Genomic DNA, 25,605 nt, shown 5'->3' on the forward strand with positions numbered 1-25,605 from the left:
GACCGACCGTGCCGCGACGTGGTGGAGGATCGCGATGTACCAGACTCCTCGACAGCTCTTTGACCTGGACGCTCAGGCTGCGTCTGAGGCCATCGTCTTCCGCGCCTCGACCAGCCCGGAGAACAAGCCGTGGCAGTACCGGCTCTATGCCATCGGCTCGGATGGCCCCGAGGCCGCCTATACCGAGCGCGGCAACTACCTGTTGGTCCGCGTGGCAGAAGACGGCTCGGTGCACGAGGTGGCCTCCCCACAGATACTGGTGCACCGGCAGTGGGCCGAAGACCTTTTCGACCGGCTTTGGCAGGCGCTGGAGGAAGGGAGCCTGTCCGAGGGCACGGACGACGAAGCCGCGCCGCAGTCGGCAGAGCAGGCCATCGTCACCGAGATCATCAGCGGGCCGCCACCCACCGAGGAAGGGGCCAGGACGCCCCCGCGCGGCGCGGAGGCACCTCCGGAGGAAAAGGCGACCTGGGAGGAAGCGCCCCAACAGGTCGAGCAATTCCAGGCGGGGGACGTCATCGCCCACCGGGACTGGGAGGCCGCCTCGGCCGCGTTCACCCTCCCCGACTACCAGCCGGCAGTCACCAGCGGGCCTCCACAGGACGGCGACGTCGACACCGATCCGGAACGCCTGACCGAGGCGGTGGTCGTCAGCAGCGCCGATGGGCGCCTGCTGGTGCAGGACGTTGACAGTGACGACGAGCCGTATGCCGTCGATGTCACGAAGGTCGCTCTGCGGCGCGCCGTCGCTTCTCCGCCGACGGAGGTGCAGCGGCTGCGGTTCAGGCCGCGGAGCCAGGACGACCTCGCGCCGTCCGGCCCGCTGGCGCGGATCCGGGCAAACATCGCCGCGATCCGAGTTCTGCACACCCTGCGGGAGGAAAAGCGGCCCGCGACCGAGGCCGAACAGGCCGTGTTGGCTCGCTGGAGCTCATGGGGAGCGGCCTGGCAGGCCTTCGACCCCCGTAAGCCGGAGTTCGCCGGGGTGCGCGCGGAGCTGCGGTCGCTGTTGACCGAGGAAGAATGGCACGCGGCCGAGGCGACCGTCCGCAACGCGCACTTCACCGACGCCGCCCTGGTACAGCCGATCTGGCAAGCGCTCAAGAACCTGGGCTTTTCCGAGGGCCGGGTGCTGGAACCGGGCTGCGGCAGCGGCAACTTCCTCGCCTTCGCCCCGCCCCAGGCAGCGATGACCGGAGTCGAGCTGGACCCGATCACCGCCGAGATAGCCGCGGCCCTGTACCCCGACGCGGAGATCCGCGCGCAGGACTTCAAGGACACCCGCCTGCCCGAGGGCTACTTCGATGCCGTCATCGGCAACGTCCCCTTCGACGAGATCGCTCCGACCGATCCCGTCCACAACCCGCTGCGTCTGGCCCTGCACAACTACGCCATCGTCAAATCGCTCGAATTGACGCGGCCCGGCGGCCTGGTCGCCGTGATCACCAGCCGTTACACGCTGGACTCCATGGGCAAGACCGCCCGACTGGAGATCGCCGACCGGGCGGACCTGGTCGGTGCGGTGCGGCTCCCGGCCGGCGCGCACCAGAGGGCCGCGGGCACGGACGTCGTCACCGACGTGCTCATCCTGCGCCGTCGTGACGGCAAGGTTCCGGAGACTCCGCCGGACTGGGTGGGCCTGTCGCCGGTGCAGGTCGACGCGGAGCGCAGCGTCCTGGTCAACACATACTTCGCCAAGCACCCCGACATGGTGCTGGGCACGATCGGGCTGACCAGCACCCAGTACAGCCGCGAAGACCTGACCGTCCGCCCGAAGGAGGGTACCGACCTCACGGAGGCGCTGACCGAGGCACTTGCCGCGATCACCCGTCAGGCCCAGGAATCGGGCCTGACGATGAGCGCCTCCCCGGATGCCGCGCAGCGGATGACGGTCGAGCAACGCGCCGAGCGGATGCGCCAGGCGCAGGAGATGTTCGGCGAGGAGCTCCAGCGGTTCGAGGGCACCCTCATCGACCAGGGCGACGGAACGTTCCTTCAAGTCGTCGGCGGCGAGCTGGCCGACCGCCCGTTGTTCAAGAACGCGGTGGAGGAGCTGCGTGCGCTGCTGCGCCTGCGCGACACCTACGTCGACCTGCTCAGCGCGGAGTCCAACCGGCAGGACGATCAGGCCACCTCCCTGCGCGAACAGCTCAACGCCCACTACGACGCCTACGCCGCCCAGTACGGGTTCCTCAACGACCGGGAGGCGCGCCGCGACCGCCGCAGTGCGCACGGCGCGTTCCGCACCGACCCGTACGCCGCCGGCGTGTACGCGCTGGAGGTCTACGACAAGGAGTCGCGCACCGCCAAGAAGTCGGCGATCTTCACCCGGGCGGTGACCAAGCCGCAGGCCGAGAAGACCAGCGCCGAGACTCCGCAGGATGCGCTGGCCATCAGCCTGAACACCTACGGCGAGGTGAGGCTCGGTGAGATCGCCCGCCTGCTCGGCATCGAGTCCCTGGACGAGGCCCGGGACGCCCTCGGCGAGCTGGTGTTCAACGAGCCGGGGACCCAGCGGTTGGTGCCCGCCGCCGAGTACTTGAGCGGGAACGTCCGCGAGAAGATCGAACAGGCCGAGAAGATCCTGCGGATGGTCCCGGAGGAATCCCGGGCCCACCACCCGCTGCAGGCCAACGTCGCCGCGCTGCGCCGCGTCCTCCCGTCCGACGCGCAGCCCGGGGACATCGAGAACGTCGAGATCGGCGCGACTTGGGTCGCACCCAAGTACTACGAGCAGTTCATCCAGCAGCTGCTGCAGACCAAGGCCGTCACCGTGACGCGCACCTCCGGGGCTGACTGGGAGGTCGACGCTCCGACGGCAGTGCGCAAATCCCGAGCGGCCACCAAGGTCTACGGCACCGCGCGCCGGGACGCCGTCGAGCTGTTCTCCCGCATGCTGCGCCGGGCCACCCTCGTGGTCAAACCACCCAAGCCGGACGAGAACGCCACCGCGGAGGACATCCGGGACGCCAAGCGGTGGGCCGCGGACCAGACCGAGCAGGCGATCGCCAAGGCCGACGAACTGAACCGGCTGTTCGCCGACTGGCTGTGGCAGGACCCCGAGCGCACCAAGGACGTCCTGGACACCTACAACCGGCTCTACAACTCCTACGTCCCTTACCAGGGTGACGGCTCGCACCTGACGTTCCCTGGTCTCTCCGAGACGATCACCCCGCTGCCGCACCAGCGCGCCGGCGTCGCCCGCGCGCTGTCCGAGCCGTACGGCACCTTCTTCGACTACGAGGTCGGCGCGGGCAAGACCTACACCATCGCCATGACGCTCATGGAGATGAAGCGCCTGGGCATGGTGAACAAGCCCTCGATCGTGGTGAAGAACTCCACGGTCAACGACTTCCGCAACGACTTCCTGAAGGCCTATCCGCAGGCACGTGTGCTGGCGATCGACAGCAGCGAGTTCACCAAGGAATCCGCCGCGGCGTACGTCGCGCAGATCGCCAATGGTGACTGGGACGCCGTCATCCTGCCCCAGTCCCTGTTCAAGCGGATCCCGATGTCCGGGCGCGGACAGGCCCAGTTCGTCGCCGACCAGACGGCCGAGTACCGGGCCCGCATCCACAAGGCGCTCACCGGCAGCGACCAGGCGCTTGACCCGGCCCTCAACCCCGGCGGCGACCCGCTGATCGCCGATGCACTGGACGCGGCGACCGCCGTGAGCGAGGGCCGGCCCGTGTCCAAGGACACCATCAAGAAGCTGCAAGGCGACTTGAAGCGCCACACGCAGCGCGCCGAGAAGAACCTGGTCAAGCAGACCACGACGGGCATCTCGTGGGAGCAGACAGGCATCGACTTCATCGCCGTGGACGAAGTCCAGGACTTCGCCAACGGCGAGGTCGGCGCGAACAATTCCGAGCTGTCGCTGCCGGTCTCCGCACAGGCCAAGGACCTGAAGGTCAAGCTGCGCTCGATGTTCAAGGCGTACGACCGCAAGGTCGGCCTCGGCGCCACCGGAACCCCGTTCCCCAACGCCATGCCCCAGGCGTACGTCATGCTCGACTACTTCCGCCCGGACCTTCTGCAAGCCGCCGAGATATCCGCGTTCTCCTCCTTCCAGGCGCAGTACCTCGCGGAGACCATGGCCCCGGAGATCTCCCCGGAGGGGATCCCGCGGATCAAGGAGCGGATCGGCGGCTTCCGCAACGCCAAGTCGTTCAGCCAGCTGTGGAAGTCCATGGCGGACGTCAAGACCAAGCACGATCTGAACCTGCCGGTCCCGGACTACACCAGCGAGACCATCGTTGTCCCCGCCACCGACGCCGACCGCGAGTACATGGCGGAGATCGCCGACCGCGCGGAGGCCGTGCGCGCCCGCGAGGTCGACGCCTCCGTGGACAACCTGCTGAAGATCAGCAACGACGGCCGACTGGCCGCCATGGACCTGCGGATGGTCGGCATGACCCCCGACGGTCCCGGCAAGCTGGATGCCGCCGCCGACAAGATCGCCCAGATCTGGCAGCAGTACAAGGACCACCGCTACACCGACCGTGAGGGCAACCCCAGCGAGCTGACCGGCGCCCTCCAGCTGGTGTTCGCCGACCGCGGTACCGCCTCGGAGGAGGCCAAGAAGCAGGGCCGGTTCATCGCCTACGACTACCTGCGCGACGAGCTGGTCAAGCGCGGCATCCCCGAGGACAAGATCCGCTACGCCCAGGACGCGCAGACCGCCGAGGAGAAGGAGAAGCTGTTCGCCGACGCCCGCGCCGGCAAGGTCGCCGTGCTGATCGGCTCCACCGACACCATGGGCGTCGGCGTCAACGTCCAGGACCGGGCGATCGCGCTGCACCACCTGGACTGCCCCTGGCGCCCCTCCGACGTCACCCAGCGCGAGGGCCGCATCATCCGGCAGTTCAACCAGCACTTCACCCAGGGCGTCCCCGTCCAGATCTACCGGTGGACCAAAGCCGGCTCCTTCGACGCGTTCATGTGGCAAACGGTCGAGCGCAAGGCACGCTTCATCGACCAGGTCCGCACCGGCCGTGAACTGGACGAGCAGGACCAAGCGCTCGACGGCGACCTGGGCAAGGACTACCTCGAATACGGCGAGATCAAGGCCATCGCGACCGGCAACCCGCTGCTGCTGAAGAAGCTGCAGGCCGACGAGGAGGTCCGCCAGCTGGAGGCGGCCTACAAGAGCTGGCAGCGCACGCACAAGCACCTGCGCAACGTGGTCGACACCGCCGACGAAACCCTGGCCAAGGCCCAGGAGCGGGCCGACCTGGTGGCGCGAGCCCTGTCGTTGCGCACCGACACCAAGGGCGACGCCTTCCGCATGGAGCTGCCCAACGGCACGGTCGTCACCAAGCGCGGCGAGGCGGCAACCGCGCTGCGGACCCAGATCGCGCTGATCCAGCGCATGATGCATGGGCCGGTCAGCCGCTGGGAGAACGTGGCCACCGTGGGCGGCCAGCAGTTCGAGGCCCGCATCAACTCCGTCCACGACTACATCGAGTTCCGCATCCGGGGTCTGCAGGACATCCCCCAGGCCACCTACACCATCGACGACGTCGGCGGGCTCGTCAGCGACACCAAGCCGCCGCTCGGCCTGGTGGCCCGCTTGGAGAACCTGTGCGAGCGGCTCGGTGACATCCACACCCGGCTGCTGGGCGCCGTGGAGGAGCTGAAGCAGGAGATCGACCGTGCTCAGAAGCTGGTCGACCAGCCGTTCACCAAGCTCGACAAGCTCCACCGGGCCCGCGCCGAACAGGCCCGCCTCGATGCCGAGATCGAGAACCAGGCCACCGGCCAGGACCTGTACGAGGACGACACCCCAGCGGCAGATCGCCCCGCCATCAGCGCTCCGGCGGCGCATGCCTCGGGCGAGCGGGCCGGGGAGGAGCCCTACGCCGACCGCGCCGAGTACTGGGCCACCGAGCATGCCGCGTTGGAGGGCTACCGGGCGTGGGAGCAGGAGCTCGGTACCCGCCTGGCCGACGGCACCGACGCCGAGGCAAGCCTGGCGGCGTCCGCGCAGCTGATGCTCTCGCAGTTCCAGGACGCCCGTCGCAGCCGGTTGCTGGGGCTGGAGCAGGTGGCCGACTGGCAGGTGCTCCAGGCCGCGGCCGACCTGGCTCACAAGGTCGCCGAGCAGTGGGACCGGGAGCAGCGCGGCCCGGAGGTCGTCAGGCGCACCTGGGAGATGGCCTACGCGCTGCGCGACCACGCCGCCCGCTACCGCGCGACCGTGGAGGACCGCGAGAGCACGGCCTTCCAGCAGTGGTGGGACACCGACGAGCCGATCACCGTCGCGGATGACGAGGCGATGGAGTTCATCCCCGGCCTGTCCATCTTCGACGAGTACACCGTCACCGGTCCCGAGGGCGCGCGTACCGCGGCGGTCAACGGCGTCGACCTCGCGGCTGGTATCGCGCAGCTCATCGCCGACGGGCTGCTCCTGGAGGAGAACCCCGACGGCATCGCGCTGTCAGGGCCGGACGGGGTCCGCTTCGAGATCACCAGAAGCACCTCCCCCGCTGGCACGCCTGCTGGCCCCAGGCCCGACACCATGGCGCCGGGCGTGCAGAGCGCTGCCGAGGACACCGAGTCGGCCGCGGCAGACGACCAAGCCGCGGCGGGTGAAGCGGACCAGGCGAGCGAACCCGAGCCCGAGCCGGAATCGGCTTCGGCGGTGGAAGTGCCCGGCTCTGCGCTGGCGCAGGCCCACCGGCTGGCGGTGCTGCTCGACCGCTACGCCGACGGCGGAGAGCTGGTGGCCGGCCGGGAACGGGTCGGCGAGTCGATCAGGCAACTGCGTGACGCGCTGGACGTCGCCGGGCCCGGCGACGCTGCCGCCCCGGCGCTGGGCGAGTTCGCCGAGGCCAGCGCGGAGGTCGAGCACGGCGAACAGCTCTCGCCGACGGATGTCTTCGCCCGTTACGACCGGCTGGCCGCCGCCGCATCCCGGCTCGCCGACGAGACCGGTGGTCAGGTCGCCGAGCACGCCGCCCGGCTCGCCCAGCGCACCGAGCGGCACCTGGGTCGCATGCATGCCGCCGGCGGCGACCTGTTCGACATGCTCTTGGACGCCTCCGGGCTGGACACCGACGCCTGGGCAGTCCTGGCGCGCAATGACCCGCTGAAGGAGCGGCCCACCCCGTACGCCGACAGCGACCATCTCACCTTCGCCCGGCAGCTGCTATTCGAGACCTACGACCGCTGGCCCGAGGTCTACACCGGCAAGGGCGGCGAGGCCAGCGCCCAGCTGCGCGGCGCGATGTGGAACATCCGCCAGGCCCCCGACACCGCGATCGGCACCGCGCTGACCGACTGGATGCAGATCGTCTCATACGCGCTGGACGCGGCCGAGGAGGCGGACAACTCCGTCAGCCGCACCGTGCTGCGCGACCTGGCCCAGCGAGCCTACCGGCACCACCAGGCCCTCGCCGCCCACCAGTTGGCTGCGGCTGACTCCCCCGCGTACGGCCCGGACCGCTCCTTCGCCGACGGTGTGGAGCGGATCACCACGGCGTGGGAGGCGTGGCTGGAGACGGCCACCGCCCGCGACCTGGCCGAGCGGACCGGACGGGCAGCGGACGCCGCGCTGGGCAGTGCGCGTACGGCCCTGGAGGAGATCCGGCAGGCGCTGTACGCCGCCGAGTGGGCCACGACCGACGACGGCACACTTGAGGAGGTCACCCGCCGCACGACGAAGCTCGCGCACGCTACCTATGCACTGGTGCTCAGCCTGCAGGAAGGCGCCTACCGCAGCCCGGACGACGGCAAGGGGCTGACCCGGCTGGTGCGGGCCAGCTACGAGCATGCCGCCGCCTGCCGCGCCAGTGCCGACGACCCGCAGGCAGCGGTCGAGGTGCGCACCGCCCTGGCACGGCGGCAGGAGCAGTTGCGGGCCGAGTCGGGCCCGCGGGCCACGCCGGAGCCAGCCACCGGCTCCAAGACCGCAGTTGAGGCCAGTGCGCTGGAGATCGAGCACCACTACCGCGGCACGGTGGTGCGCGGCACCACGAACGAGGAGCGCGATGCTCCGGTGCGCGCCGCCCTTGACCGGCACGGCTTCCGTTTCTCCCGTAACCAGGCCTTCTGGTACCTGCCGAGGCGCATGGTGCAGACCACGCGGGACGTCCATGTCCGCAAGCTGGTCGACGATCTCCTCCGCCTAGGTCGGACGTACCGGATGGCTGAGGAGCCGCCCGAGCAGGCCGGCCCGCCAACCGTCATTCCGGCGGGGGAGCCTTACACCAGTAAGGACGAGGCCACGGTGGACTTCGAGGAGATGTTCGCCGGCTACTGGCGGATGCAGGACACCCCGGCGGGCAAGCGGCTGATCACGCGCGGGGTCGGCGCCCGCCCGGACGGCGAGGCGGTGCACCGGGCGCTGGAGGACCTGCGGCAGGGCCCGGTCGGCAGCAGCCGCGACCCCTTCGCCCACCCCGCCGACGACGTCGTCCGCCGCTGCACGGAGCTGGCCCGCGCGGCGCAGACGCTCGCCCATAACCTCCAAGAAGAGCGGTACCGCGCTCCGGTGGCGTTGCGTCACTTCCGCAGGATGACGCAATACGCCACCCTGCTGGCCTCCCGCATCACCGCGACGGCACAGCAAGAAGGGCTTTGGGAGGGTCTGTTCGCCACCCCCGGCCCGGGCGTCGAAAAGGATGCGGCACCGGCCTCGCAGGGCGAGGCGCGGCAGACAGCCCCCGAGCAGCAGACCCAGGACGCTGCGCCGAGGACACTGGACGCCGGCGGTAGCGACACCGGGATTCGGCTGACGCATCAGCATCTGGAGGCGCTGCCCCACCATGCCAACCCGCTCCCGACCGAGGACGCGCGGCTGGCCGTCGTGACGACGCTGAACCTTCCGGACGGGCAGGTCCGCGACGTGCTGTTGCTGCTGCAGTCACTGGAGGTGGACGCGGCCGACGGCAGCGACCCGATCGTGCGCGGTGCCCAGATCGTCCCCCACAACAACCTGGTCTCCACCAGCTTGAACGGGCGCTTCCTGCCCGCCGATCTGCTGGCCATGGCCGACGCCCGCGTGCTGCCGCTGTCCGCGCCGATCCCCTGGGCGCAGGTGGAGCAGCTGGCGACACTGCCCGCGCACCAGGCCCGCCTCACGCTGCCGTTGCTGCTCGACCACGCGACGCCCGAGGAGACCGCGGCCAGCGCCGCGCGGGCGTTCGGCCTGGCCCCGCCCGCGCCGGAACTCGCCGCCGAGCAGCAGAGCGCTGATCAGACCCCGCAGGCCCAGGAACCCGCGGCGCCCCAGGACCACCAGCAGGAGCCGGCCGAGCCGGCCCCAGTCACTGAGGAGCCGAAGCAGGAGGAGAGCGTGACGGTCACGGAGCCGGAAGCGACAACAGGACCGTGGTCCAGCCGCATAAAGATCGTCACCGACGGCGGAGGGACCTTCGTCACCGGCACCGGCGCCGCCGGGTACTGGGAGCAGGAAGCAGAGCTGCGCGATCTTCTGAAGAAGGGCCGCCGCTTCGCCTTCCGGGAGGGGCGCTGGCGCTACCAGGGCCGGGCGGCCGACCGCGACCATGTCGTGGAGGAGATCCGCGCCTACCTACGGACCATGGACGAGCGGGCGGTATCCGCGCCGGCGACCCCGGTGACGGAGTACCCGCCCACCGAGCAGCAGCAGAAGATCATCGATGCAGCCCTCGCCGGGCGGGACATCGCTGTCCAGGCGCTCGCCGGAACCGGCAAGACCTCCACGCTGCAGATGGTCACCCGGCGGATGCCCGACAAGCGCATCGTCTACGTCGCGTTCAACCGCAGCATTGCTGACGAGGCGAAGCGGAAGTTCCCGCGCAACGTCACGGCGGACACCTCCCACGCGTTCGCACGAGCCGCGTTGAGGAACACCCCGCTGCGCGACAAGATCGCCAAGGCCGGGCGCAACGGCGGCGCGCGCCGCCCGAAGGACGTCGCCCAAGCCCTGGGATTGAGCGAACCGCTGAAGTACAAGGGCGGCGGCATCGAGCCGGAGGACGTGGCACGAATCGTGATGTCGGCCATCCGCCGGTTCCGCGAGAGCGCCGACGCCGAGCTGGGGACGCAGCACCTCGGGCAGAGCTGGGCGGCCAGCCCGGCCGCTGCCGGACTCCTGGAGGTCGCCCGCCGCGCGTGGGCGGACATCGCCGACCCGAACAGCAACAAGCTGTACTTCAGTCACGACGACTACCTCAAGCTGTGGGCTCTGACCAACCCGCGGCTGAACTACGACGTGATCCTGTTCGACGAGGCGCAGGACATCAACTCGGTCCTGAAGAAGGTCATCCAGGACCAGGACACCCAGACGATCGTGGTCGGGGACAGCAACCAGAGCATCTACGAGTTCCGCGGCGCGATCGACGCGCTCAAGGACTGGCCGGCCGACGAAGTCCTGCCGCTCACCCAGAGCTGGCGGTTCGGCCCGCAGGTCGCGGCCGTCGGCAACGCCTACCTGCAGTTGCTGGGCTCGGACTTGGTCTTGGAGGGCAACCCCGCGCTGGACACCACCCTCGGTCCGGTCGAGGAGCCCGACGCCGTGCTCACCCGCACCAACGTCGGCGCGATCGCCGCCGTGTTCGCCGGCTTCGAGGCGGGCAAGCGAGTGGCGCTGGTCGGCGGCGGCCGAGACATCGAAGAGATCGCGAAGGCGGCGCGTGACCTTCAGCGTGGGCGCCGCACCAAGCACCCCGAACTCCAGGCGTTCGACAGCTGGAACGAAGTCCGCGAGTACGCCGAGAGCGAGGACGACAAGTCCCTGCAGATGTTCATCCGGCTCGTCGATCGCTACAGCCCAGAAGGCCTGCTGGGCATGATCGGGGGCCTGGTGCCGGAAGACGCCAAGGACGAGGAGACCCGCCCGGAGTTGGTGGTCTCCACCGCCCACAAGGCCAAGGGCAGGGAATGGGACCGGGTGCGCATCGGCCCGGACTTCCCGCAGCCGTCGGAGGACGAGAACGGGGAGTTGGTCCTGCCCGCGGCCGAAGAGCTGCGGTTGGCCTACGTGACGGTGACCCGGGCCAAGGAGCGCTTAGAGATCGGCTCGCTGGGCTGGGTGCACACTCTCGGTGAGGGACTGCCTCAGCCCGCCGCCGCACAGCAGACAGTCACGGCCGCACCGGAGCAGGCCACGTCCGAACAACCCGCCACCGAGGCGGAGCCCGCCGTGGTAGCAGTCACCGAGGCGGCGGAACGGCAGGCGCTGGCCGGCGCGGGCGCGGCGCCGGAACCGGTGCGAGGTCCGCTGGTCACGGTCAGCCTGTCGACCGACGGGAAGGGCCAGCTGGCCGTTGCCGTCGAGGCTGACGGCTCGCGCCACGAACGGCCTGTGCCTGATCTGGGCGTAGCGGATCTGCCGGGGGTGTCCCTGCCCGTGACGGCGCAGGTGCCCGCGCTGGTCCGCCCATCCTCGGCCAGGGAGTCGCTGGTGTCCGATGAGGAGGTCGCCAGCTGGCTGTCGGCGCATCTGCCCGGCAGCGCGCTCGCGCCCTGCTGGGACGCGCAGCAGGCGCGCGCGGGGCTGACCGCGGCGGTGCGCGACGCGCTGCGCGACTCTATGGCCCCGGCCGCGGAGGACATCGCGGCGTGGCTGGTGGAGACCGCCGCCGAGCAGGAGCGGCTGGTGCGCGCCGCGCACGTCAACGACCAGGACAACTTCGCCCTCGTCTTCGCGCGGGCCGCCGACGACCTGGTCACCGACGGCGGCTCCGAGCACCTGATCTGGTCCTACCTGGGTTCCACCACCCGCCGTGAAGAGGTGCTGCGCCTGGCGGTCCCGGCCGCCTACGAGCAGCTGGGCCGTCTGGAGCTGTCCGAGGACACTCAGCGCGAGGAGCCGGCACAGGTCGCCGCGCAGGAATCGGTCCCGGACGCCGCCCCGGAGCAGCAGGCCCCGGACGCCGAGGACCGGCAGCGCCTGCTCGACGGACTCGGCGACCGCATCATCCTCGGTCACATCGGGCCGCAGCCCCAGTCAGTGGAAACCGAGATACCTGAGACCGCATCGGCGGTACCCGAGGCGGCTCCGCAGACCGCAGACGAGCAGCCGTCGCTGTTCGAGGACGGCAGCGCCCCGGCCTCTGCGGCCGAGACGGCCGACGCCGAGAAGACCGGGGGCGCACCGGCGGAGGCTGCGGGCGAGGTTGCCGCTGCCGGGCGGCCGGCTCCCCTGCCATGGGACTATGACAAGATCCGCCGCCGCGCCCAGGTCGGTACACGCCGCGGGCAGGCCAGCACCATCCCCAACCTCGCCCGCGAGATCAGCGAGGCCCTGGGTTCCAGCCGCGCAAGAATCGTGTGGGAGCAGGATCACCCCTTCGACCAGTTCCTGCTCAACCTCCAGCACACCCTCGACGGCTTCGGCGAGGAAGATGCCGCCACCCGCGCCCTGGTGGAAGAGGTTGCCGGTGATCTGCGGCAGCGGATCGGGCAAATCGCCGACCGCGCAGCCGAGCACTACAAGACGCTGATCACCCCGAACGCGGACGACCCGCAACTGCTGGCCACGCTGGAGGAGCAGCTCACCGCCGACAACCGGCTGCCCGAGCTGACCAATCCGTTCGTCCGCGAGGCGCTGGTGCTGGTCCTGCACACGATTGACGAGGCCGAGCGCACGGCGCGCAGTCGCAAGCTCAAGCCGGCCGCTGTGCGCGATGCGCTGGACCAGATTGTGGGCCTGGCAGGGTTCAGCGCGGTCGAAGACCAGCTGTTCCCGCACTTGGACGCGGCGCTGACGCCAGTCAAGGTGCAGCTGGACGTGGCCCGTGAGGTCATGGCCGAACTGGGCTGGGACGCACAGGTGGTGGAGGAGTACGCCGAGTTGCGCCGAGCGATCGCCGAGCGCCAGCAGCCGTCCGCGGAGACGCACTCGGCTGAGCCGCAGCAGGACGGGCCGCCCGGCAAGGGGGAGACCGCCGAGGGCGGCGAGGAGGCCGCGCCCGAGCCGCTGACCGACCGTGACATCGCGGCCGCGCTCAGCCGGATCACCGACCACGACTTCGGTCAGCTCATCTTCGATCTCGACAGAGGCCAGAAGCGGTACCCGCAGCTGTACGACGGGCTCTTTCGGATGCCCGTGGGGCCGGGGAACGAGCAGGGCCAGGAGACGGCGAGTGCCTTCTCCTCCCGGTCGGGACTGGAGATCGCGGTCTCCGTGGGCGGCACGCTCGTCCGCGCGGGCAAGATCCCGTGGTCCCGCGCGGTCACCTGGCTGAGGCCGGCCCTGACCCCATTGCGCCGGGAGCTGATCGTCGAGACCTGGCGTACGGGCAACGCGCTGCAGCGCACGGAGGACGGTTTCACCGTCATCGGTGAGCACGACCGCTTCCAGGCTGCACGCCAGGAAGTGCGGGACCTGCTCGGGTCGTTGAAGGACACGCTGATCAGTGAGTCGCTGCGGGCCCAGGAGGAGGGCACGGCCGAGGACCTGATCGCGCGGAACCGGCTGTCGGCGCAGGAGCCGGACGACGGGCTGATCAGCCTGGATGACTTGGTGGACCCAGGCAGCGCGAACGAGCGGGCAGGCGAGGAGGCGTCTTTGGAGCGAATCCGGCGCCTGTCGGCCGTGCTGCCGGAGCGCCACACCAGCGCCAAGCCGCTTGGCGAGGTACGGCCGGGAGACGCCTTCTGGCAGGTCTCGCCGCAAAGGCTGCTGTTCGTGGCGGACGGCCCCGCCACCGTCGAGGAGGGGCGGATCTCCATCGCCGGCGAGCTGCTGCTGGGAGGCGGCGAGCGGCGCCCGTACGTGTGGTCACTGCCGCAGTGGACCAGCCTCGACGTCCAGGTGCAGCCACTGATGCTGCCGCAGTCACTGGGCGACCTCATCGACGTGCCGCTCGACGCCGGCGCCGAGGGCCGTCCGTACGGTGCGGTGGGCGCTCTCGCCGAGGGGGCTTCCGCGGCGTCGCAAGAGCCGGTCGCTGCGGCCGAGGCAGAGCCCACGGCTGTACAGGAGAGTGCCGAGGAGGTCACGGCCGCCGAGCCGCAGACGGAAGCGGGCGCTGGAGCGGCAGATGAGCGCGGTGCGGAGCAGGCGGTGACCAGGCAGCCGTCCGGGCCGCCCATGGACAGCACGGACACTGCCGTCACAGGTGCCGCCCCGGCGAGACCGGACGACAGCGCGGCAGCGCAGCTGTACGCGGACCGGGACGCCTTCCTGCGGGAGTTCACCCAGCTGCGGCAGGCCTACGAGGCATGGGCGGCCTGCGACACCGGCCGGTCGATGCTGGCGGAGGCCCGGGAGCTGCGCGAAGAGACCGGCGTCGCCGCCGCGAACGAGGCCGCGCAGATCGAGGAGGCGTGGCGCGCTGTCGCCCTGGCCAGACTGGGCGACACCGATCCGCAAGCCCTCGCCCGCAGCTACCGGGAGCTGATCTCGGCCGCGACGCTGGCCGGGCGCTCGATGGACGCGCGCCGGGCGTTCACCTCGGTCGCCGACCGGCGGCTGCTGCAGGCCATGATCGCGCAGGCCCGGGAGCAAGCGGAGCGTCTGGAGGCGACTGCCGCCCAGCAGCCCGCCCAGTCGGCGCCAGCGGAAGCGGCCACCGTGACGCCGGCTCCGCAGGGTTCCCCCGCCCCGGTGGCCGAGCAGGAGGCTGCGCCAGCCGACGGTGCCGACCTCGCCGCGGAAGCCGATGTCGATGCCGTCGCGGACGACTTCGACTTCTGGCGCGACGTGATCGGCGACGACCTGGTGGTTGACGGGGCCGTCTACGACAGCGACGAGTGGGAGATGGACGGCGAAGGCGGCGTGCGGCGCCGGGAGACCGACACGGACCTGGCCGACTTTGACACGGCGGTCGACGGCACCGAGGAGGCGGAGACGGAGCCCTCCGTTCGGCCCGCCGATGCGTACGAGCCCGCCGCAGGCGCTCAGCCTGCCAGCGACACGATGGAGGAGGAGCCGGAGGCACCGACGGAGGAGCCACGCTCCTCGGCCACGGATGAGTTGGACCAGCACTTCGAGAGCATCATGGCGGTGCTCCGCGGCGGCGGCGCCGGTGAGCAGCAGAGCGTCCAGCCGAACGCGTCGGCGCCCGCGGCCCCCACACGCCGTTTGAGTGACGAGGAGGAACGGAGGCTCAACGCCCGGTACGAGGTACTGCGCGAGGAGTTGGACCGGACCCTGCGGAGCATCGACGCCGATCCGATTCTGCCGCGCACGCAGAACCCGGCGGTCGACGCGGCCGACGCGGCGGAGCTCGACGCCGCCATGGGGGCGGTCCAGGACCAGGCAGGCTATTACTGGGGCACCCCCGAGTGGGAGACGATCCGGCAGGTTCGCGACGCGGCGCAGGGCCTGCGGGCGGCGATCCGTGAGGCGCTGGGCACCTACGCCGAGGGGCTGGTGCGCGATGTGCGCACCCACGGTCTGGACCGCACGATCCAGGCCCGGACGGCACGGGTGATCTCGCACGCTGCCTTCGCGCTGGCCCGGCGGCTGGACCGTGGTGGGCAGCGGGACACCGCCGCCTGGCGGGCGGTGTGGCGGTTGCACCGTGCCGCGGCCACCCGGGCCGACCGGCTCACCGGCCTGCTGCCGCCCGACCAGCGCATCGACCTAGCCGACCAGCTGCGGGGGGCCTGGCAATGGCTCGCCTCGCGGATCACCATCCGGCCCGCCGGTGAGGAAGGCGCCGACCGCGAGACCGGCGGGCGGGTGCGCGCCTTGATGGAACGCGGATTCGAGACGATCAAGCAGGCCTACCACACGGTCGCCGACCGGATCGGCGACCTCGCGCAGCACCCGCTGTGGCGGCGCGTCACTGCTGCCTTCGAGTCCGCGCGAGAGGTGATGGACCGGGCCTGGCTCGGCGTCCATCGGCTCTCGGCCGACAACGCCACGCTGGGCACCGGGCGGATGCTATGGGTGCGCACCGTCGAGATGATCTCTCATGGCATCCGGACGCTGCTGGACCGACTGGAGCGCGGCGGAAACCGCGACGGCCTGCGCTGGAACGCGCTGCGCGTGCTGCACCACGCGGCCGAGGAGCACATCTCCCACCTGCGCGGCTACCTCCCCGAGGGGCAGACCACCCCGCTGGGCACCTACTACGACCCCGAACCGGCCGCCCAGCAGGCTGCCCAGAGCACCGCAGTGGACGGCGAACAGGCCACCAACAGCCCGGCCCCGCAGGCCACGGCTCAAGCTCCCGGACAGGAACCTGGGCCGGGTTGGAACCCCGAGCACGAGCCGTTCCGCAGCCGGTGGTTCGACGAGGTACGCGCGGCGCTGCCCCGCGAGCCGGTACCGGACGGAGAGCTGTCCCGCGGTGACATGATCAGCCTGCTGTTCCGGGAGAACCAGCGGGTGGTGCGAGGGCAGACCGACCGGGCCGAGGCAGGCCAGCGGGCCAACCAGGCGGTCGAGCTGTACCTGAGCGGTCGGGGCAGTGAGGTGCCCGCCATGCTGGCCGGCCAGGGCTACGCCTACGTGCGAGGCGAGGACGGCGACCGGTGGCAGCTGCGCGCGAGCACCGACGGCCCAGCCGCGACGGCGCGGCCGGCCGCTACCGCTCCCGAGGCCTCGAACCAGTCGGAACAGCCGGCGGCCCCCGCAGCGGAGCGGGAGTCCACGGAGGCCCCGGCGCCGCCGCTGCCGCAGCGCCGCCGTGTCCCCGACGCTCCGGCCACAGCGCCCACGGCCGCGGTCCCGCAACAGCGGCAGCGCCAGGCGCCGGACCAGCGGTCCCTGACCCAGCAGGCCCTTGCCACGCAGGCGGAGCGGCTGCGCGACCGGGGTCAGCTCGCCGCCGCGGCGGCGACCACACCTGCCGAACGACGCAAGGCCGAGATGCTGCTGGAGCTGGCCGACAAGTCCCAGGCGGCGGCGCAGAAGCTGGCCGACAAGCCCCAGACGCAGGTGGCGCCGACGCAGGAAGGGGCGCTCATGGCCGAGCCGTTCCTCGCGGCGCTGCGTGTCCACGCGGCAGCCAAGGGCGCGGCGCTGCCGGAGGACGTGATCCAGGGCGCGTGGCAGGCGGCGATGAAGGCGACCGCCGCAGCCCAGCGGCCGTCGGCGCAGCCGCAAAGCCCTGCGCCGAAGGGTCCGACGGCGAAGGGCCCGAGGAAGGAGAAGGAGCAGCGTCCGCAGCGGCACGCGCAGCAGGAGATCCACGGCCAGCAGCGCAATGCCCCGAGCACTCCGGGGCGTAGGTAGGGAGTGCTCGGGGCCGGTGGCGGGCGCCGTTCAGCGGCGGGCGTAGACCGCCAGGATCTCGCCGGTGCGGAAAACGCCGTTGGAGGCGGCCAGGTAGATGGGGACCTCGGCCGCCTCGGACAGCGCCTTGGCGCTACCCGCGGCGAGGTCGACGCGAGCACCCTGCTCGGTGCTGTCCGTGCCGTCCGGGGCGATCGGCAGTCGCCCGTACAGGCTGGAGGCGTCACTGCCGTCGCCGGTGTGGATCAGGCCGTAGGCGGTGCCGTCGTCGCCGACCGCGGTGAAGTCGATGCCCTTGCTGCTCGCCGAGCTGGTGTAGCAGCGGCCGGTACGGGAGTTGAGGTCGAAGGCGGTCTGCCCGGAGACCAGGTAGCGGCCGTTCGCGGAGGTGCGGGTGGAGCTCTGCGCAGAGCCGGGCTGCAAGGCCAGTCGATCGGCGGAGGTGCAGCTGACCGAGGCGATCGTCTTCCCGGTAGCCAGATCCTGGACAGTGAAGGTGGTCTTCGAGTCGGCGCTGAGGGCGGGCTGGTCGGTCTGGGAGTCGCTGGAGTGCCAGGCGGCGATGAGGTACTTGCCCGTGACGGCCAGTGGGATGCCGGTGTGCATGCCGCGCGGGGCGGTGGTGGTGCTCGTCCACGCATCGCCGACCTGGAAGCCGGTAGTGCACGGCTGGCCGCTGCCGTTGCCCCACCGGTCACAGCCGGTGGTCTGCTGGTACGTGGAGACCACGCCGGCGGAGGTCGCGAACGTCGGGGTGGCACTAAGCGTGCAGGTGGCCCCGCCGCAGCCCGGTATCGTCACGTCCTTGGCCGTGACGGAACGCTTGGCACCGGTGGCCGGGTCGATGACGGTGGCCTGGCTGTAGGTGCCGTGGTCCGCGGCGCCGACCAGGAAGCCGCTGCCGCTGGCGGCGAAGGACAGGGCCCGGTCGGACGGGACGGGCAGGTCGAGATGGTGGGCGGCGGTCGCCTTGGCCGGGGAGCGGGCGGGGATGATGTCCACCGTGACGGTGGGGGCGGACTGCTTCAGCCCGTTGCCGCTGGTCTTGCCCTGACGGGCGAGCAGGACCTGCTCGCGGCCCCCGACGGTCACGACGAAGACGCCGGTGCGGACGTCGCTCAGCGCGGCCGGGGTGAAGGTCCAGGCGACCTTGCCGGTGGCCAGGTCGTACGCCTGCACGCGGGAGGTGTCTTCGGCGGCCTGCACCACCAGGTTGCTGCGGGGCGCAACGGCCACCAGGGGGAAGCCACTGGACCCGGCCTGAACGTCCGGGGTCTCGGGACTGGCCTTCGTGCTCCAGCCGCGGGTGGCATCGAACCCGTCCGGAACCGGCAGCCGCACCGGCGTCGTGCCTGTGCCTTGGGTGCGGGTCGGCGAGGGGGATGGCTGCTGCGCGTCGCTATCGGAGCCACCACAAGCGCTGACGAGGGTGAGCGCAACGGCTAGCAGGACCGGGGCGGCTATCCGCCTCACCGCGCGATCGCACATCGTCGATCGTCTGACGGTGCCGTGACGGGCGACGAGCCATGTGTTGGTTGGGTGGTGACTCATCAAGTCCTCCGAGAACAAAGAGCGTTGCTGTCGGAAAGGAGTTGCGAGATTCACACTAACCTGAAGGACCTTAAGGTTTGAGGAAGTTAGGATGCGCGGCATGGGTGAGGTGGGCGATAGGGAACAGGGCATTGAGGCGGCGCGGGGCAAGCTGGGTGAACTCGTCAACCGGGCGACCTATCTGGGCGAGGTGACCTACCTGACGCGCAACGGTCGACGGGTTGCCGCTGTGGTGCCGGTTGTACCGGGCGAGGAACAACCGGTGGCAGTTGCGTCGGCTGGCGCCGCCGCGTCCGCACGGGTGTGGTGCGACGAGGACGGCGGATGGTGGATCGAGACGCCGGAGCCGGGCGGGAGCGGGCCGTGGGTGCGGCGGCTTGTCGTCGACGGCCCCTCGGTTCCGGCCGAACAGGCGGCTGGCGGTGGCGTGCTCCGCCGGATTGGGCGCCTCTACGGTGCGTAGTGCACCCCGTGGGCAGTCGGCAAGCTTTGAGAGGAGCCGGTGGCCGGCTTCGGACCTGAGGCGGGCCGTGGTGACCTTCGTGGCAGCCGACTCTGACAACGGCCCTACCCCGGCACCAGTTGTCAGAGGTGGCGTGTAGCGTCCGGCCGTGACTTACGGACTGACGCGCCTTCTCCGTACCGAGGACGACTGGTCTGACTTGCTGTGCCTCATCGCCGAGCTGGATCCTGAGCCGCTCCGGTCTGCCTTGCTCCTGGCACCGGGCAGGATCACCGTCTGGCGGGAGGCCTCGGTGAAGGCAGGCAGAGAAGCCCCAGCAGGCCGGGCCGACTTCATCGTCCTACTGGACGACATCGAGCGCACGGTGATTGAGGTGAAGCTCGGTGCTGGTGCTCACGGCGATCAGTTCGCGGCGTACGACGCCTGGGCGGACGCGAAGGGCATACCGGTATCAGCCCACTACCTGGTGGGCCCGAACGCTGATCCCATCCCCAACGAGCCGAGCCATTGGTCGCGTCAGCTCACCGTCGCCGGCCTCCTCGCCAGCTGGAACCGCTCGCCGGATGACCTCGCCCGACTCCTATCCCAACGAGCCCTCCAGCAGTTCATACAACTGGAGGCCGAGGCAATAGGTCCGGCGAGCCAGGCCTCCATCGGGCTGAGCGACGCACTGCGTCTGCGGCGACTGGCCAGCATGACGCAGGCTACCGCCCCACCCGGCACGATCTTCAAGCCGAAGCAACGCTCTGAGGCCGGAGCCGCGAACATCTGCGCCTGGCGAAAGACGGCGGACGGCTACGTTGCCGCCGAGATCCAGCGCCTAAATCCGAGGAGTCCCAGAGGCGGCACGGGCACTCCCTTTGAGATCCGCATCATGGTTGGGATCCCAGGGGCGACGCCCGCGGCCGACGGAGAACTCGCGGACCAACATCGAGGCTGGCTCGCCCGCCGTAGCTTCGTGCAGCACGCGGGCTCGACCGTCCAGGCGATGGTGGTGGCACCGGAAGACGACGGATTCAAGACGGAGAAGTCGAGAGGGAAAGGCCACCCGCGGTACCACGGATATAAAGGCGGCGGGCAGGGAAGCTCGGCGGTGCTCCGGAGCACGGTCGACTTGAACGACATGGTGACCGCGTTCTCCGCCGCGCTGCAGTACCTCACCACGTACCCAGAGCAGTAGACCAGGCCGAGCGCGACCCGGCGGCGGGCCCCCTCGCCGTCGATCAAGACCACTTCAGCCCCCAGACAGAGGACGGCAGTGCCCACTTCGATCCCCGCCAACGTCGCGGCTGCTGACATGCGTCGGCTGGGCAACGCCGAGCCTCTGGAGCCCTACCCAGGCCGCGCCCGCGAACCTTGGATGTGCCGTCACATCCCGTGCCAGCAGGTCATCTATCCGAACCGCAACAACGTGATGAACGGCCAGGGGGCCTGCATCTGGTGCGCGCCCAACGCCCCGAAGAACCCAGAAGAGGCCAAGGCGGCGATGCTGGAGCACGGCTTCATCGTGCTGGTGGACTTCCTCGGGACTGGCAAGCCGTGGCTCTCACAGTGCGTAGCGGCCGGGCACATCGTGGCGCCCCGGTACGACAACGTCACCGGCCGCAACGGCGGCTGCCGGTTCTGCAAGCGCTATGGCCCCGGTGACCCGCACGAGGCGGTCGCTGACATGCGGGCCGCCGGCTTCCGCCCCCTGGAGCCGTTCAAGAACATCGCCTCGCCCTGGCTCTCGCTATGCGAGCGGTGTACGAAGACCTCCTCGCCCCGGTTGAACAACGTCCGGACCAGGGGCGAGTGCTGCCAGCACTGTGCGCGCTACGGACTGGATCCGGGCGCCCCGGCCCGCCTGTACGTCCTCTCCCACGCGGAGTACGGTGCCGTGAAGATCGGGATCACTGGGCTACGGACCCGCGAGGACCGTGTTGCCCGGTTCCGGGTCCACGGCTGGGTGCCGTTCACCCAGATCGACTTTGCCACGGGCGCGGATGCCTATCGGGTTGAGCAGAGCGTGATCCGCCGACTCAGGATCGGAGGGCACGGGGTGTTCCTCGGTGACGTGCAGATGCCGATCGGCGGCTACACGGAGACGTTCGACGCGACGTCGGTGTCCGTTGAGCGGCTGCTCGCGCTGGCGGAGGCAGAGCGGTAGCGGCTCGACGTTAGGCCGCGCCGACCGCGGAGCCCCGGCCGATGCGAGCCAGCGCCTCACCGCTTCGAGATGTTCGGGCAGCAACCCGATGCACAGGTCCGGTTGGACTTTCAGTCGCCACCCAGTTCTCGCGCGGCAGGACGCCTGTCACCTCGCGGAATGTGCGGGTTCAGACCCTAAATTTCGATCACTGCTCTCGGGTCTGCCCAGATTGAGCGAAGTTCGGCGATGTCGTTCAGCGGAGAGTGCTTCGTGACCTCGACGATCCCGGCGACGCAAGCCTGCACAGTCTCCGGGTCGCGGTCCTCGATTGCCCTGTCGAGTCGAGCGAAGAAGCCTCGGTGCAGGTCGCGACGCTCGCCGAATACGTGGTCCAGGTAGTCCCGCAGGCCTTGGCTTGCGGCGTTGATTCTGGCGACCTCCTTGTCGCGGTCCGCGGCAATCCGGGCGCGCTCCGTCAGACTGGCGTCAATGCCCTTGGCGACGTCGATGATCGCCATGAGGTACTGGGCGGCATCCGCGGTGGTGGCCACACGGCCGACCGTTTCGACGACGGTACTTACACGGGCCTTAAGGCATTCGTGGACTCCGGGCTGTAGTCGCGGTACTTGACCACGAGGATTTCGCCGCTCGTGTCGAGCGTCAGATCTGGGTTCATCACAGGTGCTTCGGCGAGTTCGACGACGCCCTTCACCAGCTGAAGCGCCGTATGGAGCCGGTGCGCATGGTCATCGCAGTCGAGGTCGAACCCGCCGGGCGCACGCTCAGCCTCTTCCAGGTGGTCGAGCGCGTCACCGGCCCGTCGAACCATCCCAGCCAGCACGGCGAGCAACTCGCCGATTCGGCTGTCCACGGCTTGAAGGAGCACCGAGCTCCGGTGGTAAGTGGCGACTGCCCTCTTGACGTCTGCGTCGAACTTCGCGACATCCTTGTCCACATCGGACTTTTGCTTAATCAGCGATCCGACGGTCAACGCGACCGCCGGTACCGCCGTGATGATGTTGAGCCGACGAACGCCTGCTGCGACGCCCCCGCCACCAGCAGCCTTCGTGCCGCCTCCAATGACCGCCAGGGTGGCATTTCTCTTTGCTGCGCCGCTCAGCGTGTTGATCACAGTACCGGTAGACGCGGTGGCGACATTTGCGACAGTTGCATACGTGGCACCACTCAGTGCGATTCCGGCGGCCGCCGACGCGATGCCCCTCATCGTGGACGTGGTCCCGCTGATGCCGGAGACCTCGGGCGACGTATCGATTTCGCGATTCGTCGGCGCCTCTCCGCTCTCGATGACTTGGCGTCCATGCATCCGTAGCTGCCGCTCGTTGCGTTCAGCAAAGGCCCGTATTCGAGGCGTCACGGTATCGAGAGCGGACTGTTGCCGAATGCCCAGGCTTCTCAACTGCGCGATGGTGGATTCGGCGATGCCGCGGTGCTTCGCGTGCTCAGCATCGTGGTGGGCCTGGAGGTCTGCGATCTTCTTCTTTGCTCGATCCGCGATGACCTTGTTTCCAATCACGCCGACGGCAGACGTGCCAGCGGCGACGGCCACGGGGATCACCGGGAACTGCATCGTGACCTCCGTGTGATGTACGCCGCGACGGGCTCCAGGTCCTTCACGTGCCGCGCTGTCACCTGAGTTAGCGTCAAAAAGGGGAAGATTTGAGTCTAGTTGGTCTCGCCCGGGAGTCTGGCCGTCGTCAAATGTTGCTGCACTCCTCAGCAGGATGGAGCGTAGCGGGTTGTAGCCGCGTGTCCACGTTGAGGGTGGTCGGGGAGGGTCCCGCAGCCCAGGACTGTGCCGACGGGTGACATATAAGAGTCGGTGCCTGCAGCCTCCTTGAACACGGCTTCCTCGAAACCAGCCGCACCCAGCTCAGGCGCGACCGTAGATTCTGCTACGACTCTCGCCAGGCCCTCGCCTCCTCTGCCATCGCTGCGCGAGCTGCCTTGACCCTGCGGTCACCCAGGCTTCCCATCTTGGCCAAGTTGAGAGGCGGCCGTAACGCCTTGAGGACGGCAGTCTCAACCTCATCGAGGACCACGCCGTCAGGCCGTACCCACACCGAGAGCCGCAACCTCGCGTGCATCCATGCCGACAGCCGCTCATCGCCGCTGTTCTCCAGAGAGTAGTTGGCGCTGCCGTCGGGCCGAGCGAGGTTGCGGGGCACTGCTCGTAGTTCGAGTGGTTCCCGCAGGAGCGCCGAGAGTGTCCGTCGTAGGGTGGAGGAGCCAGTCTTGCCCGTTGCGAAATGTGTACGCAGATCGCGCCCTACCAAGCTGCGCTCTGCCTTCCCCACGTAGAGGGGATGGCCCACCGCACCTACCGCGAGTCCTTCGACCGCCAGCAGGTCGCCATGGACCGCATAGAGGCCTGCCTCGTACGGCACCACCTCAAGGGCTTCCTTTGCTGTGTACTGCAGGCCATTGGCCAAGGCAGCGAGAGCAGCACACACCATGGCTTCTTCCACGGCGACGAGCTTAGGGGTTGGGTACGACAGATCAACCGCTCTGAACCGTGCGATCGAGCGGTGTGCCCCTCGCACTCGCACCGTGGAGCTCACGCAGCGGGCAGCCGGCCGCAGACGAGGTTCAGTGCCCGCAGCCTGGCGACGAAGACTTGCTCTGCCAGGAGGCCGACGCGCGGGTCGGGCTGGAGCGGGAGCGCCCCGGGCTGCCCGCGGCGCCTGCGACGGATCACGGGACGGCAAAGTCTTGCGACTCGGGTAAGACACCATCCACCGCCGATGCCGAAGCACATGACCGCTGACAGAGCCCACCGACGCCGGAGATCGTCTGTCGGTCAAGGCCGACGGTCCGATCGTCAGCACCCGAGGAACCCGGCCTCACGGCTTACTGCACAAGCTGACGCTTGCCCGTGGCTCCGAACCTGTCAACCACCAAAAAGGCAGTGCCTAGTTCGTTCAGAGTCAGCTCCAGACGCCACAGCGCGACCTCGCCGTCGTCAGTGTATGGGCGCAGCCCGGAAAACTGGCCCTGCTTCCAATCGCTGTACTCCTCCGAGTGGAAGGTGATCTCGCTGTCCCAGACGCGGCATTCGGTGTCGTATTGGTCCCAGTCGGCTTCATCGTAGGTCTCTTCGTGGAGACCTACTTCAGCCCAGGCGAACAGCCCCGGCACGACATCGGCGTAGCTGGAAAGTCCGAGCATGATGGGCCACCTCGCGAGCTCGGTCGGCGGTTGGCCGTCCTCGTTGTCGACGCCGAGGACGATCTCGCCCCGTCCGGAGGTCTTGTTGACCCATTCCTCGATGTCGATGACGAGGCGCTCGCCGGCCGCGAGTCGCTCCATCCACGGCCGAGCCAGCTGCAGATCACGGATGCGCAGCACGTACGGGTCGCCCTCGGCGGCCTCGCGCAGCGCCGAAGCCGCTTCTTTGCCGAGGATCTGATTGCAGGGAACGAGCAGCTTCCAACCACCCTGGCGGGTTCTTTGCAGCGTCTCGCGGCTGACGAGCTGCCAGTAACAGACCCGAGCCTTCGGTTCGTACAGGACCACTACGACCGGCAGGGAGTGGTTGAGCCAGTACTGGACGTGTTCGGCATCGGGCCGGAACCACCAGCCGTCTTGAGTGGTCTCCTTGAACCAGCTCTCACCGCTCTTGATCTGCAGCGCGAGCAGTCGACCCAGCACTTCTTCCGTCTCCACGATTTCGACGTGGGCGTCGATCCCGTAGTCCTCGGTCGGCTGCTCCCTAAACAGCCACCCCAACTCATCCTGGACAGCGAGCTGGGTGTGAGTGACTCCTTCACTGCCGACCTTGGCAGCGGGCATGCGGCGCATCATGACCGCCATTATTCGCTGTCCTCGGCGCGCCGCGTGGCGGCAGTACCGGGCTCAACACTGACGACGTCGGCGCATTGCCAAGCGGTTGACCGCCGCAGCCGCTGCGGCGGCACGCTGAGGTACAGGGAGGAGCGGCAGATGCACCGGTAGGGTCAGGCGCCCAACGCGTAGGCGTGCGGTAGTGAGCCGAGGCGTCAGCCTTCTTCAGCTTCGAGTCGTGGCCGTCCCGGGCAGGGGCAGCTGACCGCTGAGGAGGGCGCGGATCGCTTCCTCCAGAATGGCCACCGTCCGGCGCAGTTCGTGGTTCTCCTGTGCCTTTTCGTCGTCCCTGTCGGGGCTGGCCTCGAATGCGGCGTCCATGGCCCGCAGCCGCTCATCCAGGGTGCCCTCCGGAGGCGAGGTGTGCCCGAGGGCAGCCATGCGTGCCTGCCGCTCGGCGAGCCACGAGGCGAGCTGTCCGCGCTGCTCCTGACTGAGGCCGTCGGTCGGCCGCTCCTCCATGTTTCCTCTCCTTCGTTG

General features: G+C 69.7%; 10 protein-coding genes. 4 read left to right on the top strand and 6 right to left on the bottom strand.

Features of this window, described 5'->3' with window-relative positions; all coding sequences use genetic code 11:
- The first annotated feature begins 34 nt into the window (after positions 1 to 34).
- Positions 35 to 17,119, top strand: a complete 17,085-nt coding sequence (locus ACZ404_RS07995) for a UvrD-helicase domain-containing protein (protein ID WP_468437026.1) — start codon at positions 35 to 37, stop codon at positions 17,117 to 17,119.
- A gap of 30 nt (positions 17,120 to 17,149) precedes the next feature.
- Here ACZ404_RS07995 and ACZ404_RS08000 read toward each other — a convergent pair whose 3' ends face one another.
- Positions 17,150 to 18,355, bottom strand: coding sequence for a hypothetical protein (locus ACZ404_RS08000; protein WP_468437028.1), 1,206 nt, complete (start codon positions 18,353 to 18,355; stop codon positions 17,150 to 17,152).
- Positions 18,356 to 18,770: 415 nt separating this feature from the next.
- Between ACZ404_RS08000 and ACZ404_RS08005 the strand changes: the two genes are divergently transcribed.
- From ACZ404_RS08005 to ACZ404_RS08015, 3 genes are all read left to right on the top strand, one after another.
- Positions 18,771 to 19,133 (top strand): type II toxin-antitoxin system prevent-host-death family antitoxin, encoded by a 363-nt coding sequence (locus ACZ404_RS08005; protein ID WP_468437030.1) that lies wholly within the window; start codon positions 18,771 to 18,773, stop codon positions 19,131 to 19,133.
- A 148-nt stretch (positions 19,134 to 19,281) separates the two neighbouring features.
- Positions 19,282 to 20,313, top strand: coding sequence for a hypothetical protein (locus ACZ404_RS08010; RefSeq protein WP_468437032.1), 1,032 nt, complete (start codon positions 19,282 to 19,284; stop codon positions 20,311 to 20,313).
- A 78-nt stretch (positions 20,314 to 20,391) separates the two neighbouring features.
- Positions 20,392 to 21,282, top strand: coding sequence for a hypothetical protein (locus ACZ404_RS08015; RefSeq protein WP_468437033.1), 891 nt, complete (start codon positions 20,392 to 20,394; stop codon positions 21,280 to 21,282).
- A gap of 176 nt (positions 21,283 to 21,458) precedes the next feature.
- On the opposite strand, the gene ACZ404_RS08020 is transcribed toward ACZ404_RS08015, so the two are convergent.
- From ACZ404_RS08020 to ACZ404_RS08040, 5 genes are all read right to left on the bottom strand, one after another.
- Positions 21,459 to 21,815 carry a hypothetical protein gene (locus tag ACZ404_RS08020; RefSeq protein WP_468437035.1) on the bottom strand — a complete coding sequence of 119 codons (357 nt, stop codon included), beginning with the start codon at positions 21,813 to 21,815 and terminating at the stop codon, positions 21,459 to 21,461.
- Positions 21,816 to 21,841: 26 nt separating this feature from the next.
- A complete protein-coding gene (locus ACZ404_RS08025; protein WP_468437037.1) occupies positions 21,842 to 22,852 on the bottom strand; it encodes a hypothetical protein in 1,011 nt (336 codons plus the stop codon).
- 325 nt (positions 22,853 to 23,177) lie between these two features.
- Positions 23,178 to 23,750, bottom strand: a complete 573-nt coding sequence (locus tag ACZ404_RS08030; RefSeq protein WP_468437038.1) for a GIY-YIG nuclease family protein — start codon at positions 23,748 to 23,750, stop codon at positions 23,178 to 23,180.
- Positions 23,751 to 24,132: 382 nt separating this feature from the next.
- Positions 24,133 to 25,086: a DUF4365 domain-containing protein gene (locus ACZ404_RS08035; RefSeq protein ID WP_468437039.1), complete on the bottom strand. Its 954-nt coding sequence runs from the start codon at positions 25,084 to 25,086 to the stop codon at positions 24,133 to 24,135.
- Positions 25,087 to 25,290: 204 nt separating this feature from the next.
- Complete coding sequence (locus ACZ404_RS08040; protein WP_468437040.1) at positions 25,291 to 25,587, bottom strand: hypothetical protein; 297 nt, start codon at positions 25,585 to 25,587, stop codon at positions 25,291 to 25,293.
- Positions 25,588 to 25,605: the final 18 nt, after the last annotated feature.

It is taken from the genome of Streptomyces sp. NPDC030798, from assembly GCF_055572275.1.

Coding starts and splice junctions, on each gene's coding strand:
- ACZ404_RS07995 (WP_468437026.1), top strand. CDS start 35: ATGTACCAGACTCCTCGACAGCTCTTTGACCTGGACGCTCAGGCTGCG.
- ACZ404_RS08005 (WP_468437030.1), top strand. CDS start 18,771: ATGGGTGAGGTGGGCGATAGGGAACAGGGCATTGAGGCGGCGCGGGGC.
- ACZ404_RS08025 (WP_468437037.1), bottom strand. CDS start 22,852: ATGCAGTTCCCGGTGATCCCCGTGGCCGTCGCCGCTGGCACGTCTGCC.
- ACZ404_RS08035 (WP_468437039.1), bottom strand. CDS start 25,086: ATGATGCGCCGCATGCCCGCTGCCAAGGTCGGCAGTGAAGGAGTCACT.
- ACZ404_RS08040 (WP_468437040.1), bottom strand. CDS start 25,587: ATGGAGGAGCGGCCGACCGACGGCCTCAGTCAGGAGCAGCGCGGACAG.